This window comes from Shewanella oneidensis MR-1 (genome assembly GCF_000146165.2).
GTDB classification, from domain to species: domain Bacteria; phylum Pseudomonadota; class Gammaproteobacteria; order Enterobacterales; family Shewanellaceae; genus Shewanella; species Shewanella oneidensis.
This window is the reverse complement of sequence record NC_004347.2, coordinates 3,342,672-3,362,762: the sequence shown is the minus strand read 5'-3', so window position 1 is coordinate 3,362,762 and position 20,091 is coordinate 3,342,672. Positions and strand designations below refer to the sequence as shown.

Here is a 20,091-nt window from a genome sequence, read left to right as displayed (position 1 = left end):
GGCTGAAGCCGCAAAAATTGACGTTTGCCTTTGTTGTTTTTCTTTGGGCGAATGTTTAGGAGTTTATATGCAACAAATGAACAATATCCTATTAGCCTCAAGCGCGAAAAACACTGCTAGCTCAAGTAAAGTCATGGCGCAAGAGACTAATAGTGAAGACTTTTCGGCAGCTTTGGCTTCAGTTGTTTCTGTTTCTGATGCACCAACTAAATCTAACTTATCTAAAGATACGCCTGTCAAATCAGGGCAACCAGAATCCAGTACAGATGAGGATCATGCCGAGGATGCTACCGATATCAACTTGATTTTTGCTCAAATTGGTATGGCAAACGAGATGAAAAAAGCGGCCGCAACGGGCGATGCTTTGCCGCTTGAGGCTCAATTAACGGCAATTGAAGATGCTGCTAGCTCATTATCAGTGTTGGCTGAGGGTGGCTCTTTACCAGCAGAAGAGGCCACTTTTTTAGATGAGCTAGCTAAATTTGCTGAGCCAGGCAAAGACTCCCACGTGAGTGTTACTGCTGATGCAGCTGTTATGACACAAAGCGTAAATCAAACTTCGACCTCAGAAGCGGATAGCGGGCTAGCAAACCAAACTAAAACCGAGCAGGGCACGGTGCAAACATCGCTACAGTTATCACAGCAGGCTTCATCAACGAACGAGTCTGAACTCACCGAATCTATCAATGTGTTAACTTCAACGGCAAATACGGATATTTCCGATAAGACTGGTCTTTTGGATGATGTGGAAGCTATTTTGGGATCGAAAGAGGATGAATTGAATGGCAAATCGATCAATGTGTCGACTCAAGTAGCCGAGAAAACGATTACGCCAACGGTTGATCATTTAGCATCAAACAAAACGACTAATGCCTCGGCGACAGATACACAAGGATTGTCAGTAAATATGGCCACAGGGGTTAACAGCAAAGAGCCTAATACGCTAGGGGCTGTGCCTGTCGATCCGAATGCTAGTGACGATAACCCCTCTCGCGCAGAAATTTCGGCGGGATTATTGTTAAAAGACGCCAAGTTAGCCGTCGCGCTTGATGAACGGCAGGATAACACTTTACCTTCACTCGAAACGGGTAGCGAAAAATCTAGTGCTGAGTTTAAGCCTGTGGAGTTTAAAGCGGTATCGACGTTGCACGCTATAACGAATCAGCAAGTTCATCGCCAAGAAATATCACCTGTTCAGCTTTCCTTACGTCAAGGGGTTGAAAATCAAAACCAAATGCAGGAGATGATCCAGCGCTTTTCTCCTGTGATGAAGCAGCAACTGGTGACTATGGTTAGCCAAGGTATTCAACAAGCTGAAATCCGCTTAGATCCACCCGAGCTCGGTCATATGTTAGTTAAAATTCAGGTTCATGGTGATCAGACACAAGTGCAGTTCCATGTGGCACAATCCCAGACCCGCGATCTAGTTGAACAGGCTATTCCTCGTTTACGTGAATTGTTACAGGAACAAGGCATGCAGCTTGCGGACAGCCATGTCTCCCAAGGTGACCAAGGTCAACGCCGAGAAGGGGGATTTGGTGAAGCAGGAGGTTCAAGCGGTGGAAATGTGGATGATTTCTCGGCAGAAGAGCTAGATTTAGGTTTAAATCAAGCAACTAGTTTAAATTCGGCTATAGATTATTACGCTTAAGCAGGTAACCTATAGTAATAAAGCGGATTATAATCCACGACGTAATCCATTCCCGGATTTAGCCAATTAAAGAGTACAGAACATGGCCAAGGAAGAATCATTAGAACTTGAAAGCACCGAAGCGCCAAAAAGTAAAAAGAAGCTATTTATCTTTATTGGTGTTGGAGTGTTAGCAGCCCTGTTGATAGGCGGCGCGCTTTGGTTTTTTCTCGGTAGTAGTGATGACGCTCCCGTGGAAGCTGCTGAAGGTGTAAAGACCACAGCAGAAGCTCCCGCAGCGGAGCCTGCATTGGCTGCCTATGTGCCTATGCCTCGTCCATTCTTGTTTAACCTCCCTGGACCCGATCGTGCCCGTCTCGTCGAAATTAAAGTGCAACTGATGGTCAGAGGCCAAGACGATGAGGTATTGACCCAAAAGCACATACCATTGATTGAGGATGCGCTGTTAACAACCTTTAGTGGTGCCGATGTGCAAAAGCTGAGTACACAGGCGGGCAAGGATGAATTACGGCAATTAGCCCTGTTGAGTGTACAAAACACTTTGCAACCCGTGACGGGGCGAAAAGTGGTTGAAAAAGTACTCTTTACCGGTTTTGTGATGCAATAACCTTTATCTTCAGCACCTTAAAGAGGCGAAGACAATACTGTGAGTGATTTATTAAGCCAAGACGAAATTGATGCGCTCTTACACGGGGTCGATGACGTCGAAGAGGACAATGAGCTTGATGCCGTTGGGCAGGAAGCTCGCTCCTACGACTTTTCCTCCCAAGATCGTATTGTGCGTGGTCGTATGCCCACGCTTGAAATTGTGAATGAGCGTTTTGCCCGTCATCTGCGGATCAGTATGTTCAATATGATGCGTCGTGCGGCCGAAGTGTCGATCAACGGCGTGCAAATGCTTAAGTTTGGTGAGTACGTACATACCCTTTTCGTCCCAACTAGTCTCAACATGGTGCGTTTCCACCCGTTAAAAGGCACTGCGCTCATCACGATGGAAGCACGCTTAGTGTTTATTCTGGTGGATAACTTTTTTGGTGGTGATGGCCGTTTTCATGCCAAAATTGAAGGGCGGGAATTTACCCCGACCGAGCGTCGCATTGTACAGTTGTTGCTTAAAATTATCTTTGAAGACTATAAAGATGCTTGGGCACCTGTAATGGATGTGGAGTTTGATTATCTCGACTCCGAAGTTAACCCCGCGATGGCCAACATTGTCAGCCCAACCGAAGTGGTTGTAATTAACTCCTTCCATATTGAAGTCGATGGCGGTGGTGGTGACTTCCACATCACTATGCCGTATTCGATGATCGAACCTATCCGCGAATTGCTCGATGCTGGTGTCCAGAGCGATAAACAAGATACGGATATGCGTTGGTCACAGGCGCTGCACGACGAGATTATGGACGTAAAAGTAGGCTTCGATGCCACAGTGGTTGAGCATGAACTCACTCTCAAAGATGTGATGAACTTTAAAGCCGGGGATATTATTCCTATCGAGTTACCTGAGTACATTATGATGAGAATCGAGGACTTACCAACTTACCGCTGTAAAATGGGGCGCTCTCGCGATAATCTAGCACTTAAAATTTACGAAAAAATCCCACGTCCTGAGACGGTCAAATCCGAACTGCAATTAGTGACGCGTAAAGGCAAAGCCAGAGATATATCAGAATTATAAAGGTGAAGTGAGATGAGTACAGATGACGATTGGGCAGCAGCCATGGCCGAACAAGCACTCGAAGAAGCGAATGCCGTTGGTCTTGATGAGCTAGTGGATGACTCGCAGCCGATTAGTAAGGCTGAGGCGGCTAAACTAGACACCATTTTAGATATTCCAGTGACGATTTCGATGGAAGTCGGCCGCAGCTTCATCAGCATCCGAAACCTATTACAGCTCAACCAAGGTTCTGTGGTAGAGCTCGATAGGGTTGCTGGTGAGCCTTTGGATGTGATGGTCAATGGCACGCTTATCGCCCATGGTGAAGTGGTTGTGGTGAACGATAAATTTGGTATTCGCTTAACGGATGTGATTAGCCAGACCGAGCGGATTAAAAAGCTTAAGTAATATAACCGATTAAGACAAAGCCTGAAGGAGCAAGATGAGCACATCGGTAATTCTCAGTCTAGTGTCAGCGACTCAGGCGAGTGTGGCTGGCATTGCCAATGAAGGTAGTGCGGCAACGGCAAAAATAACCGAACCCTCACAAATGGCCGCCGCTGCGAGTATGCTAGGTGGCCTTATTTTAGTGCTATTACTGATTTTCGCCTTAGCTTACTTGCTTAGGCGATTTAATTTAGTGCCTACCAATCATAGTGTACTGAAAACGCTGGCAGTGACCTCACTTGGGCAGAAGGAGCGTTTAGTCTTAGTTCAGGTTGGCGAACAGCAGTATTTGCTGGGAGTTAGCGGGCAACAAGTTAATTTAATTGATAAATTAGCGCAGCCCATTCAAATTGAATCCGTTTCTTTTGCGGACAAGCTACGGCAGGCGAAATTAAAACAATGATGAAGTACATACTCACTTTTATTGGGCTTAGTACACTGTTGTTTGTTACATCGGCAGGGGCGGCTGATGGTGTATTACCGGCTGTTACGGTAAAAACCGCTGCGGATGGCTCAACCGAATACTCAGTGACTATGCAGATATTACTGCTGATGACCTCGCTGAGTTTTATACCCGCCATGGTCATTATGTTGACGTCCTTTACCCGCATCATTGTCGTGCTCTCCATTCTGCGCCAAGCCATTGGTTTACAACAGACACCTTCTAACCAAGTGTTAATCGGTATGAGTCTGTTTATGACCTTTTTCATCATGGCGCCCGTGTTCGACAAAATTTATGACCAAGGGGTAAAACCCTATATTGATGAACAACTCACTTTGCAACAGGCCTTCGATAAGGGTAAAGAGCCATTACGGGCATTTATGTTGGGGCAAGTGCGTACCACAGATCTCAAAACCTTTATCGATATCTCTGGGTACCAGAATATTAATTCACCCGAAGAAGCACCAATGAGTGTGTTAGTGCCTGCATTTATCACCAGTGAGCTCAAAACGGCTTTTCAAATTGGTTTTATGTTATTCGTGCCTTTTTTAGTGCTGGATTTAGTGGTGGCCAGTATCTTAATGGCCATGGGTATGATGATGCTCTCCCCTATGATTGTGTCATTACCCTTCAAGATCATGTTGTTTGTGCTTGTTGATGGTTGGGGACTTGTTATGGGCACCTTAGCCAATAGCTTTGGTTAGACGAGCGGAGAGCTAAGATGACGCCAGAAGCGCTAATCGATATTTTCCGTGAAGCCTTAGCGGTGATTGTGATGATGGTTTCGGCCATTGTATTGCCCGGGTTGGGTATAGGTTTAATTGTGGCGGTCTTCCAGGCCGCTACCTCTATTAACGAACAAACCTTAAGCTTTCTGCCAAGGTTAATTGTGACCTTGCTGGCTTTAATGTTGATGGGGCATTGGTTAGTGCAAACCTTGATGGACTTCTTTATTGAAATGGTTAACCGTATTCCTCAAGTGATAGGTTAAGTCCATGGAGCTGTTGCTCGATACATTAATGCAAACCATAGCCTCCTATATGTGGCCATTGTTTCGAGTTGCCAGCATGCTGATGGTTATGGTGGTTTTTGGCGCGGCAACAACTCCCACTCGGGTGCGTTTACTCCTTGCTATTGCCATTACTTTAGCCATTGCGCCCGTGTTACCCCCCGTTAAAGATGCACAATTATTTTCCTTAAGCGCCGTTTTTATTACCGCTCAGCAAATTATTATTGGCGTGGCCATGGGCTTCGTGACCCAAATGGTGATGCAAACCTTTGTGTTAACAGGGCAAATTATTGGTATGCAGACCAGCTTAGGTTTTGCATCCATGGTCGATCCGAGTTCAGGCCAACAAACGCCGGTGATTGGTAACTTTTTTCTGCTGCTCGCAACCTTAATTTTTCTGGCCGTTGATGGGCATCTATTGATGATCCGTATGTTAGTGGCCAGTTTTGATACGCTGCCGATTTCTAATGTTGGATTAACCCTGACCAGTTATCGCTCGTTGGCTGAATGGGGGTCCTATATGTTTGGCGCGGCTTTAACTATGTCGCTTTCGGCGATTATTGCGTTATTGCTCGTGAACTTATCTTTTGGGGTGATGACACGTGCTGCGCCGCAGCTCAACATTTTTTCGATTGGTTTTCCTATCACTATGATTGGTGGGCTGTTAATTTTGTGGTTAACCTTAACTCCCGTTATGGCTCATTTCGATGAGGTATGGGCATCGGCACAGCTTTTGCTGTGTGATATTTTAGGGCTTCAATGTCAAGCCGATGGCATTCTTTAACTTCTAACCGGGTAGGAAGAGATAATGGCTGAAGAAAGTAGCGGCGAACGCAGTGAGGAACCCACAGGGAGGCGCCTTGATCAGGCGCGCGAAAAAGGTCAGGTTGCCCGTTCCAAGGAATTGGGTACTGCCACAGTTCTGCTTTCGGCAGCGACTGGCTTGTATATGCTTGGCCCTGGGATTGCGAAAGCACTTTCTAATGTCTTCGAGCGCGTATTTACTATGGACCGCGCGGCAATTTTTGATACTAACCAGATGTTTAATGTTTGGGGTGTTGTTGGCAGCGAAATAGGTTGGCCGTTGCTGAAAATTATGTTGCTGATCGTGGTTGTGGCATTTATCGGTAACGTGTCCCTTGGTGGGATGAATTTTTCGACCCAAGCCATGATGCCCAAGGCCAGTAAAATGAGTCCGATTGCGGGCTTTAAGCGTATGTTTGGCGTTCAGGCTCTAGTGGAATTAACCAAAGGGATTGCTAAGTTCTCTGTGGTCGCACTCGCGTCTTACCTGCTTCTAAGTCATTATTTTAATGATATTTTGTTACTTTCAGCAGATCATCTTCCAGGGAATGTGTATCACGCCTTAGATTTACTGGTATGGATGTTTATCCTGCTTTGCTCTTCTGTATTAGTCATTGTGGTAATCGATGTGCCATTTCAGATCTGGAACCATAATAAGCAGCTGAAAATGACTAAGCAGGAAGTTAAAGACGAATATAAAGATACTGAAGGTAAGCCTGAGGTTAAAGGGCGAGTTCGGCAAATGCAGCGAGAACTCGCGCAGCGACGTATGATGGCAGAAGTGCCTAATGCGGATGTGATAGTGGTAAACCCCGAGCACTATGCTGTCGCGATTAAATACGATGTTAAGCGCTCAGCAGCGCCATTTGTGATTGCTAAAGGGGTGGACGAGGTCGCTTTTAAAATTCGTGAGGTGGCTAGAGCGCACAATATTGCCATCGTTACCGCTCCACCTCTTGCGCGGGCGATTTACCATACCACTAAACTTGATCAGCAAGTCCCCGAAGGCTTATTTACTGCAGTAGCGCAGGTGCTCGCCTATGTTTTCCAGTTAAGACAGTATCAAAAAGGGCGGGGGCGTAAACCTATCCCGATCCCTCTTAATCAACCTATTCCTGATGATCTTAAGTACTAGGGCGTGTTGACGTTTCGAGATTAGATTTTGTTCGTTCTGGCAAGCACGCGCTCGCGAAACGAGGAATGATGTGTAGTTATTCTACTCAAATGACGAGCTGCTCTTATGACACAAAGTAAGAGCAAGGGCTTGCCAGATTACCCCTTCGGCAGCATTTGGCTCACCGTTTCTGCTGCGTTATCGTCCGTTTATGTAGAATAACTACACAGCACGGACTTTGCCTTGCATAAACGGTGAGCCAAATCGCTGCAAAAATAAGTCTGAAACGTCAACACACCCTAGATAGCTAAGAACACATAGACCTTGCTATCAGGCAGTTAGTTGTTGGCGTGTTTTTTGCTTTAGGCTGTTATACGTCAAAGTTTAGGTATCTGTTAATGGATGTTAAAGCCACCCTAGGCCAAGTAAAACAGCTGAAACTGAGCTCTTTCAAGGGCATTGGTACACCATTGCTAGTGCTTGCAGCATTAGCAATGATTGTGCTGCCGATCCCGCCGTTTCTACTCGACATCTTATTTTCTTTTAACATTGCGTTGGCTTTGGTTGTGCTTTTGGTCGCCATTTATACCGATAGACCATTAGATTTTGCTGCTTTCCCAACGGTATTGTTAGTCGCAACGCTATTACGACTTGCACTCAACGTGGCGTCGACCCGTGTAGTGTTACTCGAAGGTCACAACGGTGGTGATGCCGCAGGTAAGGTGATTGAGGCCTTTGGCTCCGTAGTGATTGGTGGTAACTATGCCGTCGGCGTAGTCGTTTTTATCATTCTGATTATTATCAACTTTGCCGTTGTTACTAAAGGTGCTGGCCGGATTGCAGAGGTGAGTGCTCGCTTTACCTTAGATGCGATGCCCGGTAAGCAAATGGCGATTGATGCTGACTTAAATGCGGGCATTATCAATCAAGACCAAGCCAGAACAAGACGTGCTGAAGTAACCCGCGAAGCTGATTTCTACGGGGCGATGGACGGTGCATCTAAGTTCGTTAAGGGTGATGCGATTGCCGGTATTATGATTTTAGTGATCAACATACTCGGTGGGTTTATTATCGGGATTGTGCAACATGGTTTGACATTTGCTCAAGCTGCTGAAATTTATACTCTCTTAACCATAGGTGATGGTTTAGTTGCTCAAATTCCAGGTTTATTGCTCTCAATTGCTGCGGCATTAATGGTGACTCGCCAAAATGAATCTGGTGATATGGGTCAGATGTTAATGAGTCAGATGTTTGACAGTCATAAATCCTTAGGGATTGCTGCTGGCGTATTGTTTGTCATGGGCATAGTGCCCGGTATGCCACATATGGCGTTTTTAAGTTTTGCAGTCATGACCGGTGGTGCGGCTTATTTTGTGTTTAAACGCAATGAAGCTAAACGCGCTAAAGCCCTAGAACAAGTGAAAACAGGGCCGACTGAAAGAACAGAAAGAGAGCCGAAAGAACTCAGTTGGGACGATGTTCATCATGTTGACACTATTGGTTTGGAAGTGGGTTATCGTTTGATCCCATTAGTCGATAAAGGTCAAGGTGGGGAATTACTTAGTCGGATCAAAGGTGTACGTAAAAAACTGTCTCAGGAATTGGGTTTCTTGGTTCCTGCTGTACATATTCGTGACAATCTAGACCTTTCACCCAATGCCTACCGCATCTCCTTAATGGGCGTCGTCGTGGGGGAGGCGGACATTCGCCATGACTGCGAGCTCGCCATTAATCCTGGCCAAGTGTACGGTAAGTTAGATGGCATCGAGACTCGCGATCCCGCCTTTGGTCTCGAAGCCGTTTGGATTGCACCGGAGTTACGTGAGCATGCCCAAACCTTAGGTTATACCGTGGTGGATGCCGCGACGGTAGTGGCAACCCATATCAGTCAAATATTGACAAATAACGCTGCTAAACTGCTTGGTTACGAAGAAGCGCAACAACTTATGGATATGCTTGCGAAGCATTCACCCAAGCTGGTAGATGGCTTTATTCCTGATGTAATGCCGCTTGGAAATGTCGTAAAAGTGATGCAAAACCTATTAAATGAAGGAGTTTCTGTCAGAGACTTGCGTACCATAGTGCAAACTTTGTTAGAATACGGTACTAAGAGTAACGATACTGAAGTGTTAACGGCGGCTGTGCGTATTGCATTGAAGCGCATGATAGTTCAAGAGATCTCCGGTCCTGAGCTTGAAATCCCCGTCATAACTTTGGCGCCAGAGTTGGAACAGATGTTGCATCAATCAATGCAAGCAACCGGTGGCGACGGTCCAAATATCGAGCCAGGCCTTGCAGAACGTATGCAGCAATCCTTAGCGGATGCCGCTCAAAAGCAAGAGATGGTCGGACAGCCCGCCATTTTGCTAACGTCTGGTATGTTACGTGCGACCCTGTCTCGCTTTGTTAAATATACTATTCCTAATCTCAGAGTGATTTCTTACCAAGAAATCCCCGATGAAAAGCAAATACGCATTGTATCTGCCGTCGGCCAGTAGAGGACGCATAAGTGAAGATTAAACGTTTTTTTGCCAAAGATATGCGTGCTGCACTGGCTCAAGTGAAAGACACTCTCGGCTCAGATGCGGTGATTATGTCGAATAAAAAAGTTAATGGTGGCATTGAGATCGTTGCTGCGGTTGACTACGACGAACCTAAAGCTAAAGCGTCGGCTGCGGCTCCAACCTTTATGGATGTGAGCGATGACTTAGTTTCTCTTGGCGGTAAGGCTCCTATTCGCGCTGAAACTAAACTTAAACCATCGGCGCCTGCTGACTCATTACAAGCCTTGCTCGAGAAGCAACAAAATCGTTTAAACCAACAACTCACGCATCAACAACAAGATGCCGAGCTTCCTGCTTGGGCAAAAGGATTACAGGCACCTGCTGCGGCTAAAGCTGAGCGCCGTGATATCGCTAATTCCTTCGATAAGAAACCGCAAACTTCGCAAAAGCAAAATGCGGATCTTGAAGCGATGCGTGATGAGTTAGCTTCCTTACGTAATCTGCTCACTCATCAGGTTTCTGCTTTGATGACTGAGCATAAAAAACGTATCGATCCTGTCGGTGCCATGCTCGAATCAAAACTACTGGAGGCGGAGTTTTCTCCAGCAGTAGCGAGTAAGTTAGCCGCATTAAGTCAGCACTATACGCCCGCCGAGTTAGTACGAGCCTTACCACAAAGCTTAGCCAATATGCTGGATAATCAAGGCGATGATATTGTTAAACAAGGCGGCGTTGTGGCGTTGGTTGGTCCAACTGGCGTGGGTAAAACCACCTCCTTGGCTAAACTAGCTGCACGATTTGCCGCCCATCATGGGGCTGACCAAGTGGCTTTGATTACCACTGACCATTATCGTATCGGTGCCTATGAGCAATTAGCAACGTATGGCAAAATTATGGGTTGCCCAGTTAAACAAGCCCATGATCTTGCAGAGTTAGAGCAAATTCTTTATCAGTTCAGAAATCGCAAGCTAGTATTGATAGATACCGCCGGTATGGGCCAACGAGATATGCGGCTTTACCAGCAACTTGATAATTTAACTGCAAATAGCAGAATACCTATCCGCAGTTATCTGGTACTGTCTGCGACTGGACAGCGCCGCGTGCTGCAGGATGCTGTAAATCACTTTAAACGCATTCCATTATCTGGTGTTGTACTCACCAAACTCGATGAATCCGTGTCATTAGCGGGCGCATTAAGTGTGTTGATCCAAAGTGGGTTGCCATTAAGTTATGTTACGGATGGGCAGCGAGTGCCCGAAGATATGAAAGTCGCTGATACTTTAATGCTCGCGGAGCAGGCATTAGCGGCCTTAGAAAACACAGAACAACAATCGTTACCAGACACAGCGTGGTCAGATAATATGACCTGTGCATTCGAGTAGAGTTATGACCCTGGATCAAGCAAGTGGTTTACGTATGATGAATCAACCCTATAACGAAAAAGTGAAAGTAATCGCGGTTACGGGTGGTAAAGGTGGCGTGGGTAAAACCAGCGTGTCCATCAATACTGCCGTAGCATTAGCCGAGAAGGGCAAGCGTGTCTTAGTACTTGATGCTGACCTTGGCTTAGCAAACGTCGATGTCATGTTAGGGATCCGTGCTGAGCGTAACCTTTCCCATGTACTGTCTGGCGATGCTGAATTAGATGACATTATTGTCCGCGGTCCTAAAGGTATTGGCATTGTGCCTGCGACATCCGGTACTCAAGGCATGGTGGAATTGAGCCCAGCACAACATGCTGGTTTAATTCGTGCTTTTAGCGAGATGCGTACCCAGTTTGACATTCTTATCGTGGATACTGCGGCAGGGATTTCGGACATGGTGCTCAGCTTTTCCCGTGCATCACAGGATGTACTCGTCGTCGTATGTGATGAACCAACGTCTATTACTGACGCCTATGCGTTAATCAAAATCCTTAGTCGTGAACACGGCGTCTTTCGCTTTAAAATTGTTGCAAATATGGTGCGTAGTTTGCGCGAAGGTATGGAATTGTTTGCTAAACTCAGTAAAGTGACCGACAGATTTCTGGATGTGGCACTTGAATTAGTGGCAACCATTCCATTTGACGAAAATTTGCGTAAATCGGTTCGTAAGCAAAAGTTAGTGGTTGAGGCTTACCCTAAGTCTCCTTCGGCCATTGCTTACCATGGTCTAGCGAATAAAATTATGAGTTGGCCAGTTCCACAGCAACCTGGTGGGCATTTGGAGTTTTTCGTTGAGCGTTTAGTTCATCGACCAGATTTTCAAGAGGAAAAAACGAGTGAATAAAGCCGCAGCGTATACTTGTTTAGACAATAAAACGTCAATCGTTGAACAGTATGCACCGTTGGTTAAAAGAATTGCACATCACTTGCTTGCCAGATTACCTGCCTCAGTGCAGTTAGATGACCTGCTACAGGCTGGGATGATGGGATTATTAGAAGCATCATCTAAGTTTGATGGCGGTAAAGGTGCAAAGTTTGAAACCTTCGCCGGCATAAGGATCCGTGGCGCCATGTTGGATGAAATCCGCCGTGGCGATTGGGTTCCTCGTTCTGTTCACCGTAATAATCGCCGAATTGCCCAAGCTATTGATGAGTTAGAGCAAGTGCTAGGTCGTGATGCGCGCGACACAGAAATTGCAGAAAAACTTGATATGACGCTCGATGAGTACCATCATATTCTTAACGATGTTTCTGTTGGTAAAATCATAGGGATAGAAGACTTAGGCGTATCAGAGGATATACTCACTACAAGCGATAATGTTAGCGATGGTACGTTTGAGGTATTGGCAGAAACCCAGTTTCATTCTGCACTTGTTGAGGCGATAAAAATATTGCCCGAAAGAGATGCGCTAGTGCTATCGTTATACTACGATGAAGCATTGAATTTAAAAGAAATTGGCGCCATTCTTGAAGTAAGCGAATCGCGAGTTAGCCAGATATTAAGTCAGGCAATGTTGCGACTCAAAGGCAAACTCAAGCAGTGGACATAAGTATAATTATTAATTGAGCACTGAATGTCAGCTCACCGGAGGAAACCTTGGACAAGAATATGAAGATTCTCATCGTTGATGACTTTTCGACAATGAGACGTATCATCAAGAACTTGTTGCGAGACTTGGGCTTTAACAATACCCAAGAAGCAGACGATGGCTCAACTGCCTTGCCAATGTTGCAAAAAGGCGATTTTGATTTTGTCGTAACAGATTGGAACATGCCAGGCATGCAGGGTATCGATTTGCTTAAGGCCATCAGGGCCGATGACTCTCTAAAGCATCTACCTGTATTAATGGTCACTGCTGAAGCAAAACGTGAACAAATTATCGCTGCCGCGCAAGCGGGGGTTAATGGGTATGTGGTTAAACCTTTTACAGCAGCAACATTGAAAGAGAAGTTAGATAAAATATTCGAACGACTCGCTTAAGCAGGGATGAGCTATGAAGTCACAAACATCAGGGCTCATCACGCTCGAGCATGCTCAGCGTTTAGTAGAACTATTAAGTGCAAATGAACACTCTCAAGCTGATGATTTATTTAGGGAATTAGCTGCTCCTCTCCAGAGGGAACTCTTTGATGAGGTGGGTAAACTGACTCGCCAATTGCACAGTGCATTAATGGATTTTCAAATCGATAATCGTTTAGTTGAGTTAGCGAATACAGAAATACCGGATGCTAAAGAGCGGCTAAGTTATGTAATTGACATGACTGAGCAGGCGGCAAATAAGACCATGGATGCCGTTGAGGAATGCTTGCCGTTAGCGAATGCATTAACCGCGAATATTCAACAAGTGATGCCATCGTGGGAAAAATTAATGCGTCGCGAAATTGCCCTAACTGACTTTAAGGTGCTTTGCCATAATGTTCAGCATTTGATGTCGCGCAGTGAATTGGACTCGAACCGATTACGCGAATTACTTAACCAAATATTGATGGCGCAAGATTTTCAAGACCTGACTGGACAAATGATCCGTCGGGTAATCGATCTAGTGATGGAAGTTGAAAGTAATCTGGTGTCTATGCTGACGGTGTTTGGTGAGCAGCCAATGATTGAGAGTCAGATTACTCAGAAAAATAATATTGAAGCTGAAGGGCCGATAATGAATGCCGAGCTTCGTCAAGATGTAGTAACAGGTCAAGACGAAGTGGATGATCTGCTATCGAGTCTGGGTTTCTAACTGGGAGTCAATTTGATGGCCTTTGATGTAGATGAAGAGATACTCCAGGACTTTTTAATTGAGGCGGGGGAAATATTAGAGTTGCTTCAAGAGCAGCTTGTTGCCCTTGAAAATAATCCTGATGATACTGACTTGCTAAATGCCATTTTTAGAGGGTTTCACACCGTCAAGGGCGGCGCGGGTTTCCTTAGTCTGACTCCCATGGTTGATGTCTGCCATGAGGCAGAAAACACATTCGATTTATTACGCACTGGTAAGCGCAGCGTCACAGCAGAGTTAATGGACATCATTCTTCAGGCTGTTGATGCGATTAATACCATGTTTGCTCAAACCCAGCAGGGAGAGCAACAAGATCCCGCGGATGCTGCATTACTCGCCAAATTAAAACTACTGAGCTCAGGTGAGCCACTGCCCTCCGAATTAGGGCAACGTGCGCCAGAGCCTGAACTTATTCCAGAGCCTGAACCCGTTATTGAAACCATCGTTGAAGTGGCCGTAGTTGAAGAGATGCCTGTTGAAACAGTCGACTCTGCAAGCTCAAGCATTGATGAAATTAATGACGCAGAATTTGAAGCTTTGCTTGATGCCCTGCATGGAAACGGAAAAGGTCCTGGCGTAGCGACTTCAAATGTCGCAGCCGCTTCCATCTCTAATGCCGTTAAACCTCCAGCCCAAGCAGCCACCTCGGGTGATGATATCACCGATGATGAGTTTGAAGCGCTACTCGATGAGCTTCATGGCTCTGGTAAATTTAGTGGCAAAGTGGAAGAATCCGTGCCAGCCAAGCTTAAGGCTGAAGTTGTTGCTGCGCCAGCGTCAGCAACAGTACCGACTGCAACGTCTGTGGATTCGGACGAAATTACCGACGATGAGTTTGAACGTTTACTCGACGAACTTCATGGCAAAGGAGGGACGCCAGTCAAAGCAGTAGCGAAAGCTGAAGCTGCGAAAACTGTTCCAACTCCTGTCGCAGCGACTGCGACGCCTGTTGCTCCTAAAGCGAGTGTCACTGCTGCAATACCTCCAACTGTCAAACCTAAGGCAGAAGTTGTCGTTGCTGAAAAAGCCCCCGTTAAAGCAGCGGCCGCCGCATCATCGACAAGCGTGCCTCAAGGTGAAACGACCGTTCGGGTAGACACCGCAAGACTTGACCAGATCATGAATATGGTGGGTGAGTTAGTATTAGTGCGTAACCGCTTGGTAAGTTTAGGTATAAGTCGTGATGACGAAGAAATGTCTAAAGCGCTTGCGAATCTTGATTTAGTCACTGCGGACTTACAAGGTGCAGTGATGAAAACTCGCATGCAGCCTATTAAGAAAGTCTTTGGTCGTTTTCCTCGTGTGGTACGTGATTTAGCCCGCACACTCAACAAAGAGATCGATTTAGTGCTGGTCGGGGAAGAAACTGACTTAGACAAGAACCTCGTTGAAGCTCTGGCAGATCCATTGGTCCACTTGGTGCGTAACTCTGTCGACCACGGTATTGAAATGCCTAATGACCGTGAGGCTTCTGGAAAACCTAGAACAGGCGTGATTACACTTTCAGCGAGCCAAGAAGGTGACCATATTCTGCTAAAAATCGAAGATGATGGTGCAGGTATGGATCCGGAAAAGTTAAAGCAAATTGCCATTAAACGCGGTGTGCTGGACGAAGATTCTGCTGCGCGTATGACAGACAATGAGGCTTATAATCTGATCTTTGCTCCAGGTTTTTCAACCAAGGTTGAAATTTCAGATATATCGGGTCGTGGTGTGGGGATGGACGTGGTTAAAACACGTATCACTCAACTCAACGGCACAGTACACATTGACTCGATGAAGGGTAAAGGCACCATACTTGAGATTAAAGTGCCGTTAACCTTGGCGATTATGCCAACGCTTATGGTTGACGTTGCTAAACAAGTCTTTGCCTTGCCATTATCTAGCGTTAACGAAATTTTCCACCTCGATCTCACTAAGACCAATATTGTTGACGGGCAGCTTACAGTGATTGTTCGCAACAAGGCCGTACCGCTTTTCTATCTAGAGCATTGGTTGCATCGAAATAAAACCAACTTTAAACATGGTGACAAAAAACATGGCCATGTTGTGATTGTGCAGTTAGGTATAATGCAGATTGGTTTTGTTGTGGATGCGCTTATTGGCCAAGAAGAAGTGGTGATTAAGCCGCTAGGGGCCCTGTTGCATGGCACGCCAGGTATGGCGGGGGCAACGATTACATCCGATGGTGGTATTGCGCTGATCTTGGATGTTCCTGGGCTATTAAAGCATTATGCGAAAAATAAAAGTTAGTTTCCAAGTTAAGGAATGGAATGGCCATTAAAGTATTAGTCGTTGATGACTCAAGCTTTTTTAGACGACGTGTTAGTGAAATAGTCAATCAAGATCCTGAATTGGAAGTAATCGCGACGGCCTCTAACGGGGCTGAAGCGGTGAAGATGACAGCTGATCTCAATCCCCAAGTGATCACTATGGATATCGAAATGCCAGTCATGGACGGTATCACAGCTGTCCGTGAAATCATGGCAAAGTGTCCAACACCAATCCTGATGTTCTCTTCATTAACCCACGATGGCGCTAAGGCTACCTTAGATGCGTTAGATGCGGGCGCGTTAGATTTTTTACCTAAGCGTTTTGAAGATATTGCGACCAATAAAGATGAAGCGATTTTATTATTGCAACAAAGAGTGAAGGCTCTTGGTCGTCGTCGAATTTTTCGTCCAATAACACGTCCTAGTGTTGCTCCTGTTACCCCAAGGCCAACTACTGGCTCAGCGGTGGGAAATGCAACCACACCCGTTCAAAGCGCCTCTGCGCCGGTTCGTTCTTCTCCTTTATCGTCTATTCGTGCCAGTGGTAAGCAATATAAATTACTGCTGATTGGCACATCGACAGGAGGTCCTGTCGCATTACAGAAAGTGTTAACTCAGTTTCCTGCAAATTATCCACATCCTATTTTGCTTATTCAGCATATGCCTGCGGCTTTTACCCCAGCGTTTGCGAGTCGATTAAATGGTTTGTGTAAAATTGAGGTAAAAGAAGCGGCAAATGGCGATATTTTGCGTCCTGGATGCGCGTATTTAGCGCCAGGTGGGATGCAGATGATGGTCGAACGTGCAGGTGTTACAGGACGAATTAAAGTGCTCGCGGGTAGTGCCGAGATGAATTATAAGCCTTGTGTTGATATCACTTTTGCTTCTGCTTCAAAAGCCTATGGTGGTGATGTACTAGCGGTAGTGTTAACCGGAATGGGGGCAGATGGCCGAGAAGGCGCTCGAATGCTCAAAGCAGCAGGTGCAACTATTTGGGCGCAGGATGAAGCGAGTTGTGTCGTCTATGGCATGCCTCAAGCCGTCGCAAGCACAGGAATCGCAACGCAGTCTATTTCTTTGGATAACATGGCTGAGTCGATTTTAAAAGAGTCTGCGCGTGGCTAGCAGCAAAGGACAAATAAGCACAAATGTTGTGCTTATTATGGTGTTAATGGGCATTGCGATAGTTTGCCTCGGCGCCTTAAGTTTTGATTATCATCGAAAAAATATCAAACTGCGTGCTGATGTTAAACGCTTAGAGTCAACTCAAGTTATGCTCATGGTGCCAGATGAACAGGCGCAGGTTATTGCTGACTGGCTCGCTACGCATCCAGAGCAAACCAAGGCGATGCTAAAAATGGCTGCACCTGGCGAACATAAAGCTGTCACGCTTGGTCCTGAGGTATCTGTGGCGAATGGAGAAAATATTCCACCATTGCTTGAAAAAGCGCCTGATACTGGCAAGCAACTTTTGCCCGAGCCGCAACCGGCTGAACCATTAGCTATTCAGCGTTTACAGACTGAATCTACAGTGGCAACTGAGCCGCGACAGGAGTCAACTAAGATCCCTGTAGTAATTACAGAAAATGCCGATGGCGTAAAGGTGATCAGTCTGCCAAACGGTGGCATAAGAGTGACTACAAGGGAAGAGGAGTAGTGTGGCATGCCGCCAATTCTCGTCATAAATGGCAAAGTATCAACATTTAAGAGGTCAGTGCTTTGAAAGTCTGGACCATTGCGAATCAAAAAGGTGGAGTCGGAAAAACCACTTCAGTAGCCAGTTTAGCGGGAGTGCTCGCTAAGCGGGGTCAGCGCGTCTTGATGATTGATACCGATCCCCACGCTTCACTTGGTTACTACCTTGGCATTGACTCGGAAGAGGTTCCAGGGTCACTTTTTGATGTGTTTATTGCGCACCAAAATCTCACAAAAGAGTTGGTTAAATCACATATAGTACCAACCTTAGTGGATGGCTTAGATTTATTACCAGCGACGATGGCGCTAGCTACTCTTGATAGAGCATTAGGTCATCAAGAAGGTATGGGGCTCGTCTTACGTAATCTACTGGCCCTCGTTGCTGATGAATATGATGTTGCCATTGTTGACTGTCCTCCCGTGTTGGGGGTGCTGATGGTGAATGCACTTGCTGCTAGCCAACATATTGTGATTCCAGTGCAAACCGAGTTCTTGGCTATTAAAGGACTTGAACGTATGGTGAAAACCATGGAAATCATGGGACGTTCTAAAAAGACTCGTTACAGTTATACCGTAGTGCCAACCATGTATGATAAACGTACCAAAGCCTCACCTGCTGCGCTGCAGTTGTTAAGTGAGCAGTATGGTGAGAGTCTATGGCGTGATGTGATCCCTGTCGATACTAAGTTTAGAGACGCAAGTTTAGCGCATTTACCTGCTTCCCATTATGCAAGTGGTTGTCGTGGTGTGAAAGCTTATGAAAGATTATTAGATTTTCTTTTAGCTGGGGAGTTTGGCCATGTCAAAATCGGTTGATGAAACTGTTTTTGATTTTTTTGAATTATTGCTGCACGAAGACGATAGTGCGTTTAGTGCTTCCCCAATTAAATCTCAAGCGAGTGCTACTTCAGCATTCGATGTCAGTATAAAAACGGAAGCTCAGCAGTTAAATGATGCCATTTTGGCTGAACACGAGCGGAGTAAAGTGGATGCTAGGGCCTCGATAGTGCCTGAGGCGCAATTGGCTCGAGCAAAAAGTATTGTTACTGTTTCAACTAAGGAAAATGCTGAGCCGTTGGTGAATAAACAGGCGCTAGAAAGACTTCTCGCGCCTGTGCTAAAAACGCAAGCGCCTGATATTCCTAAGCCCACAGAGCTTAACGAGCAGCCTTTACCGTTGCCAAAGCCTGTAGAAGCAATTGCAGTCACTAATGTTGTAAAGCCTGCAGATGTTGAGTCACAGCAAGTCGAGATCATATCGACTGCCCCAGAAACGCAAGTCGGTTTTGCACCCCCGAGTGTGACAAAAGATTTGCAAGAAGTGCTCGATGATGAGTTTCAAGTACTATTCTTTAAAGTAGCAGGGTTAACGCTGGCTGTCCCTTTAGTCAGTCTCGGTGGTATCGTCAAAGTAGAACGGATCAACCATATCATTGGACGTCCTTCTTGGTTCCTTGGTGTACAAACTCATCGAGAAGAACAGTTAAATCTAGTGGATACCTGTGCGTGGGTGATGCCAGAAAAATACACTGATAAACTGGCGCAATCGGTAAATTATCAATATCTTGTATTATTAGAGGGCAGTAATTGGGGATTAGCTTGTGAGTCTCTTCTTAATGCAGTAAAAATTCATAAATCGCAAGTAAATTGGCGCAGCAAAGCGGGGAAACGTCCCTGGTTAGCTGGTGTGGTTAAAGAACAAATGTGTGGCATTTTGCACGTACAAGCCTTAGTACAAATGCTTGATGCGGGTTTAGGCTGTCAGGACTCCATTGGTTGAGGTAAACATGAAAGATACAAGAAATGTCGCAGCCGTGGCTGCAAGTAAAGATGATGCAGTACTGCAATGGGTTACCTTTAAGTTAGACAACGAAACTTATGGTATCAATGTCATGCAAGTACAAGAAGTGCTGCGTTACACCGAAATAGCCCCTGTACCTGGTGCCCCACACTATGTTTTAGGGATTATCAATTTGCGCGGTAATGTGGTGACAGTCATCGATACCCGCTCACGTTTCGGACTGCAATCAGCAGAAGTTGATGATTCGACACGTATTGTGATCATTGAAGCTGAAAAACAAGTCATTGGTATTTTGGTTGATAGCGTTGCTGAAGTGGTCTATTTACGCCGCTCTGAAATTGATAATGCGCCTAACGTCGGTACAGAAGAGAGTGCTAAGTTTATTCAAGGCGTCAGTAACCGTGATAACGAGCTGTTGATCCTTGTCGATTTAGACAAACTATTATCCGATGAAGAATGGGCAGAGTTAAATCAGCTCTAAGTTTTTATTATTGGCGAC

The 20,091-nt window shown here is 45.8% G+C and carries 21 protein-coding genes; all 21 read left to right on the top strand.

The window, feature by feature from the left end; translation table 11 throughout:
• The first annotated feature begins 67 nt into the window (after positions 1-67).
• Positions 68-1,651 carry a flagellar hook-length control protein FliK gene (locus SO_RS15035; RefSeq protein ID WP_011073107.1) on the top strand — a complete coding sequence of 528 codons (1,584 nt, stop codon included), beginning with the start codon at positions 68-70 and terminating at the stop codon, positions 1,649-1,651.
• A gap of 82 nt (positions 1,652-1,733) precedes the next feature.
• Positions 1,734-2,258 (top strand): flagellar basal body-associated protein FliL, encoded by a 525-nt coding sequence (gene fliL, locus SO_RS15030; protein ID WP_011073106.1) that lies wholly within the window; start codon positions 1,734-1,736, stop codon positions 2,256-2,258.
• A 39-nt stretch (positions 2,259-2,297) separates the two neighbouring features.
• Positions 2,298-3,329: a flagellar motor switch protein FliM gene (gene fliM / locus SO_RS15025; RefSeq protein ID WP_011073105.1), complete on the top strand. Its 1,032-nt coding sequence runs from the start codon at positions 2,298-2,300 to the stop codon at positions 3,327-3,329.
• Between the two features lie 12 nt (positions 3,330-3,341).
• Positions 3,342-3,716, top strand: coding sequence for a flagellar motor switch protein FliN (fliN, locus tag SO_RS15020; RefSeq protein ID WP_011073104.1), 375 nt, complete (start codon positions 3,342-3,344; stop codon positions 3,714-3,716).
• 34 nt (positions 3,717-3,750) lie between these two features.
• Positions 3,751-4,158, top strand: a complete 408-nt coding sequence (gene fliO / locus SO_RS15015) for a flagellar biosynthetic protein FliO (RefSeq protein ID WP_011073103.1) — start codon at positions 3,751-3,753, stop codon at positions 4,156-4,158.
• Positions 4,155-4,901: a flagellar type III secretion system pore protein FliP gene (fliP, locus tag SO_RS15010; protein WP_011073102.1), complete on the top strand. Its 747-nt coding sequence runs from the start codon at positions 4,155-4,157 to the stop codon at positions 4,899-4,901. Before fliO ends, fliP begins: the two co-directional genes overlap by 4 nt.
• Before the next feature lie 17 nt (positions 4,902-4,918).
• Positions 4,919-5,188, top strand: coding sequence for a flagellar biosynthesis protein FliQ (gene fliQ / locus SO_RS15005; protein ID WP_011073101.1), 270 nt, complete (start codon positions 4,919-4,921; stop codon positions 5,186-5,188).
• Positions 5,189-5,192: 4 nt separating this feature from the next.
• Positions 5,193-5,990, top strand: coding sequence for a flagellar biosynthetic protein FliR (gene fliR, locus SO_RS15000; protein WP_011073100.1), 798 nt, complete (start codon positions 5,193-5,195; stop codon positions 5,988-5,990).
• A 24-nt stretch (positions 5,991-6,014) separates the two neighbouring features.
• Positions 6,015-7,145 (top strand): flagellar biosynthesis protein FlhB, encoded by a 1,131-nt coding sequence (flhB, locus tag SO_RS14995; RefSeq protein ID WP_011073099.1) that lies wholly within the window; start codon positions 6,015-6,017, stop codon positions 7,143-7,145.
• Positions 7,146-7,522: 377 nt separating this feature from the next.
• Positions 7,523-9,622, top strand: coding sequence for a flagellar biosynthesis protein FlhA (flhA, locus tag SO_RS14990; protein WP_011073098.1), 2,100 nt, complete (start codon positions 7,523-7,525; stop codon positions 9,620-9,622).
• An 11-nt stretch (positions 9,623-9,633) separates the two neighbouring features.
• Entirely contained in the window at positions 9,634-11,010 is a 1,377-nt protein-coding gene (gene flhF / locus SO_RS14985; RefSeq protein ID WP_011073097.1) for a flagellar biosynthesis GTPase FlhF, read from the top strand.
• 4 nt (positions 11,011-11,014) lie between these two features.
• Positions 11,015-11,896, top strand: coding sequence for a MinD/ParA family protein (locus tag SO_RS14980; RefSeq protein ID WP_011073096.1), 882 nt, complete (start codon positions 11,015-11,017; stop codon positions 11,894-11,896).
• Complete coding sequence (locus SO_RS14975) at positions 11,889-12,602, top strand: RNA polymerase sigma factor FliA (protein ID WP_011073095.1); 714 nt, start codon at positions 11,889-11,891, stop codon at positions 12,600-12,602. The genes SO_RS14980 and SO_RS14975 overlap by 8 nt, the downstream gene beginning before the upstream one ends.
• A 47-nt stretch (positions 12,603-12,649) precedes the next feature.
• Positions 12,650-13,033, top strand: a complete 384-nt coding sequence (gene cheY / locus SO_RS14970; RefSeq protein WP_007649667.1) for a chemotaxis response regulator CheY — start codon at positions 12,650-12,652, stop codon at positions 13,031-13,033.
• Positions 13,034-13,046: 13 nt separating this feature from the next.
• On the top strand, positions 13,047-13,784 hold the full coding sequence (locus SO_RS14965) for a protein phosphatase CheZ (protein ID WP_011073094.1): 738 nt from the start codon (positions 13,047-13,049) through the stop codon (positions 13,782-13,784).
• Between the two features lie 15 nt (positions 13,785-13,799).
• Complete coding sequence (locus SO_RS14960) at positions 13,800-16,076, top strand: chemotaxis protein CheA (RefSeq protein ID WP_011073093.1); 2,277 nt, start codon at positions 13,800-13,802, stop codon at positions 16,074-16,076.
• A 20-nt stretch (positions 16,077-16,096) separates the two neighbouring features.
• Positions 16,097-17,221: a protein-glutamate methylesterase/protein-glutamine glutaminase gene (locus tag SO_RS14955; protein ID WP_011073092.1), complete on the top strand. Its 1,125-nt coding sequence runs from the start codon at positions 16,097-16,099 to the stop codon at positions 17,219-17,221.
• Between the two features lie 13 nt (positions 17,222-17,234).
• Positions 17,235-17,753, top strand: a complete 519-nt coding sequence (locus SO_RS14950; protein WP_164925896.1) for a membrane anchored protein in chemotaxis locus — start codon at positions 17,235-17,237, stop codon at positions 17,751-17,753.
• Between the two features lie 62 nt (positions 17,754-17,815).
• Positions 17,816-18,607, top strand: a complete 792-nt coding sequence (locus SO_RS14945; protein WP_011073090.1) for a ParA family protein — start codon at positions 17,816-17,818, stop codon at positions 18,605-18,607.
• Positions 18,591-19,571 carry a chemotaxis protein CheW gene (locus SO_RS14940; protein ID WP_011073089.1) on the top strand — a complete coding sequence of 327 codons (981 nt, stop codon included), beginning with the start codon at positions 18,591-18,593 and terminating at the stop codon, positions 19,569-19,571. The genes SO_RS14945 and SO_RS14940 overlap by 17 nt, the downstream gene beginning before the upstream one ends.
• A gap of 7 nt (positions 19,572-19,578) precedes the next feature.
• Positions 19,579-20,073 (top strand): chemotaxis protein CheW, encoded by a 495-nt coding sequence (locus SO_RS14935; protein ID WP_011073088.1) that lies wholly within the window; start codon positions 19,579-19,581, stop codon positions 20,071-20,073.
• Positions 20,074-20,091: the final 18 nt, after the last annotated feature.

Excerpts from the sequence above, each read along its gene's own strand:
- SO_RS14955 (WP_011073092.1), top strand. The coding sequence starts at position 16,097 with ATGGCCATTAAAGTATTAGTCGTTGATGACTCAAGCTTTTTTAGACGA.
- SO_RS14965 (WP_011073094.1), top strand. The coding sequence starts at position 13,047 with ATGAAGTCACAAACATCAGGGCTCATCACGCTCGAGCATGCTCAGCGT.
- fliL (WP_011073106.1), top strand. The coding sequence starts at position 1,734 with ATGGCCAAGGAAGAATCATTAGAACTTGAAAGCACCGAAGCGCCAAAA.
- SO_RS14980 (WP_011073096.1), top strand. The coding sequence starts at position 11,015 with ATGACCCTGGATCAAGCAAGTGGTTTACGTATGATGAATCAACCCTAT.
- SO_RS15035 (WP_011073107.1), top strand. The coding sequence starts at position 68 with ATGCAACAAATGAACAATATCCTATTAGCCTCAAGCGCGAAAAACACT.
- fliN (WP_011073104.1), top strand. The coding sequence starts at position 3,342 with ATGAGTACAGATGACGATTGGGCAGCAGCCATGGCCGAACAAGCACTC.
- flhB (WP_011073099.1), top strand. The coding sequence starts at position 6,015 with ATGGCTGAAGAAAGTAGCGGCGAACGCAGTGAGGAACCCACAGGGAGG.
- fliR (WP_011073100.1), top strand. The coding sequence starts at position 5,193 with ATGGAGCTGTTGCTCGATACATTAATGCAAACCATAGCCTCCTATATG.
- SO_RS14935 (WP_011073088.1), top strand. The coding sequence starts at position 19,579 with ATGAAAGATACAAGAAATGTCGCAGCCGTGGCTGCAAGTAAAGATGAT.
- flhA (WP_011073098.1), top strand. The coding sequence starts at position 7,523 with ATGGATGTTAAAGCCACCCTAGGCCAAGTAAAACAGCTGAAACTGAGC.
- SO_RS14960 (WP_011073093.1), top strand. The coding sequence starts at position 13,800 with ATGGCCTTTGATGTAGATGAAGAGATACTCCAGGACTTTTTAATTGAG.
- SO_RS14940 (WP_011073089.1), top strand. The coding sequence starts at position 18,591 with ATGTCAAAATCGGTTGATGAAACTGTTTTTGATTTTTTTGAATTATTG.
- fliP (WP_011073102.1), top strand. The coding sequence starts at position 4,155 with ATGATGAAGTACATACTCACTTTTATTGGGCTTAGTACACTGTTGTTT.
- fliQ (WP_011073101.1), top strand. The coding sequence starts at position 4,919 with ATGACGCCAGAAGCGCTAATCGATATTTTCCGTGAAGCCTTAGCGGTG.
- fliO (WP_011073103.1), top strand. The coding sequence starts at position 3,751 with ATGAGCACATCGGTAATTCTCAGTCTAGTGTCAGCGACTCAGGCGAGT.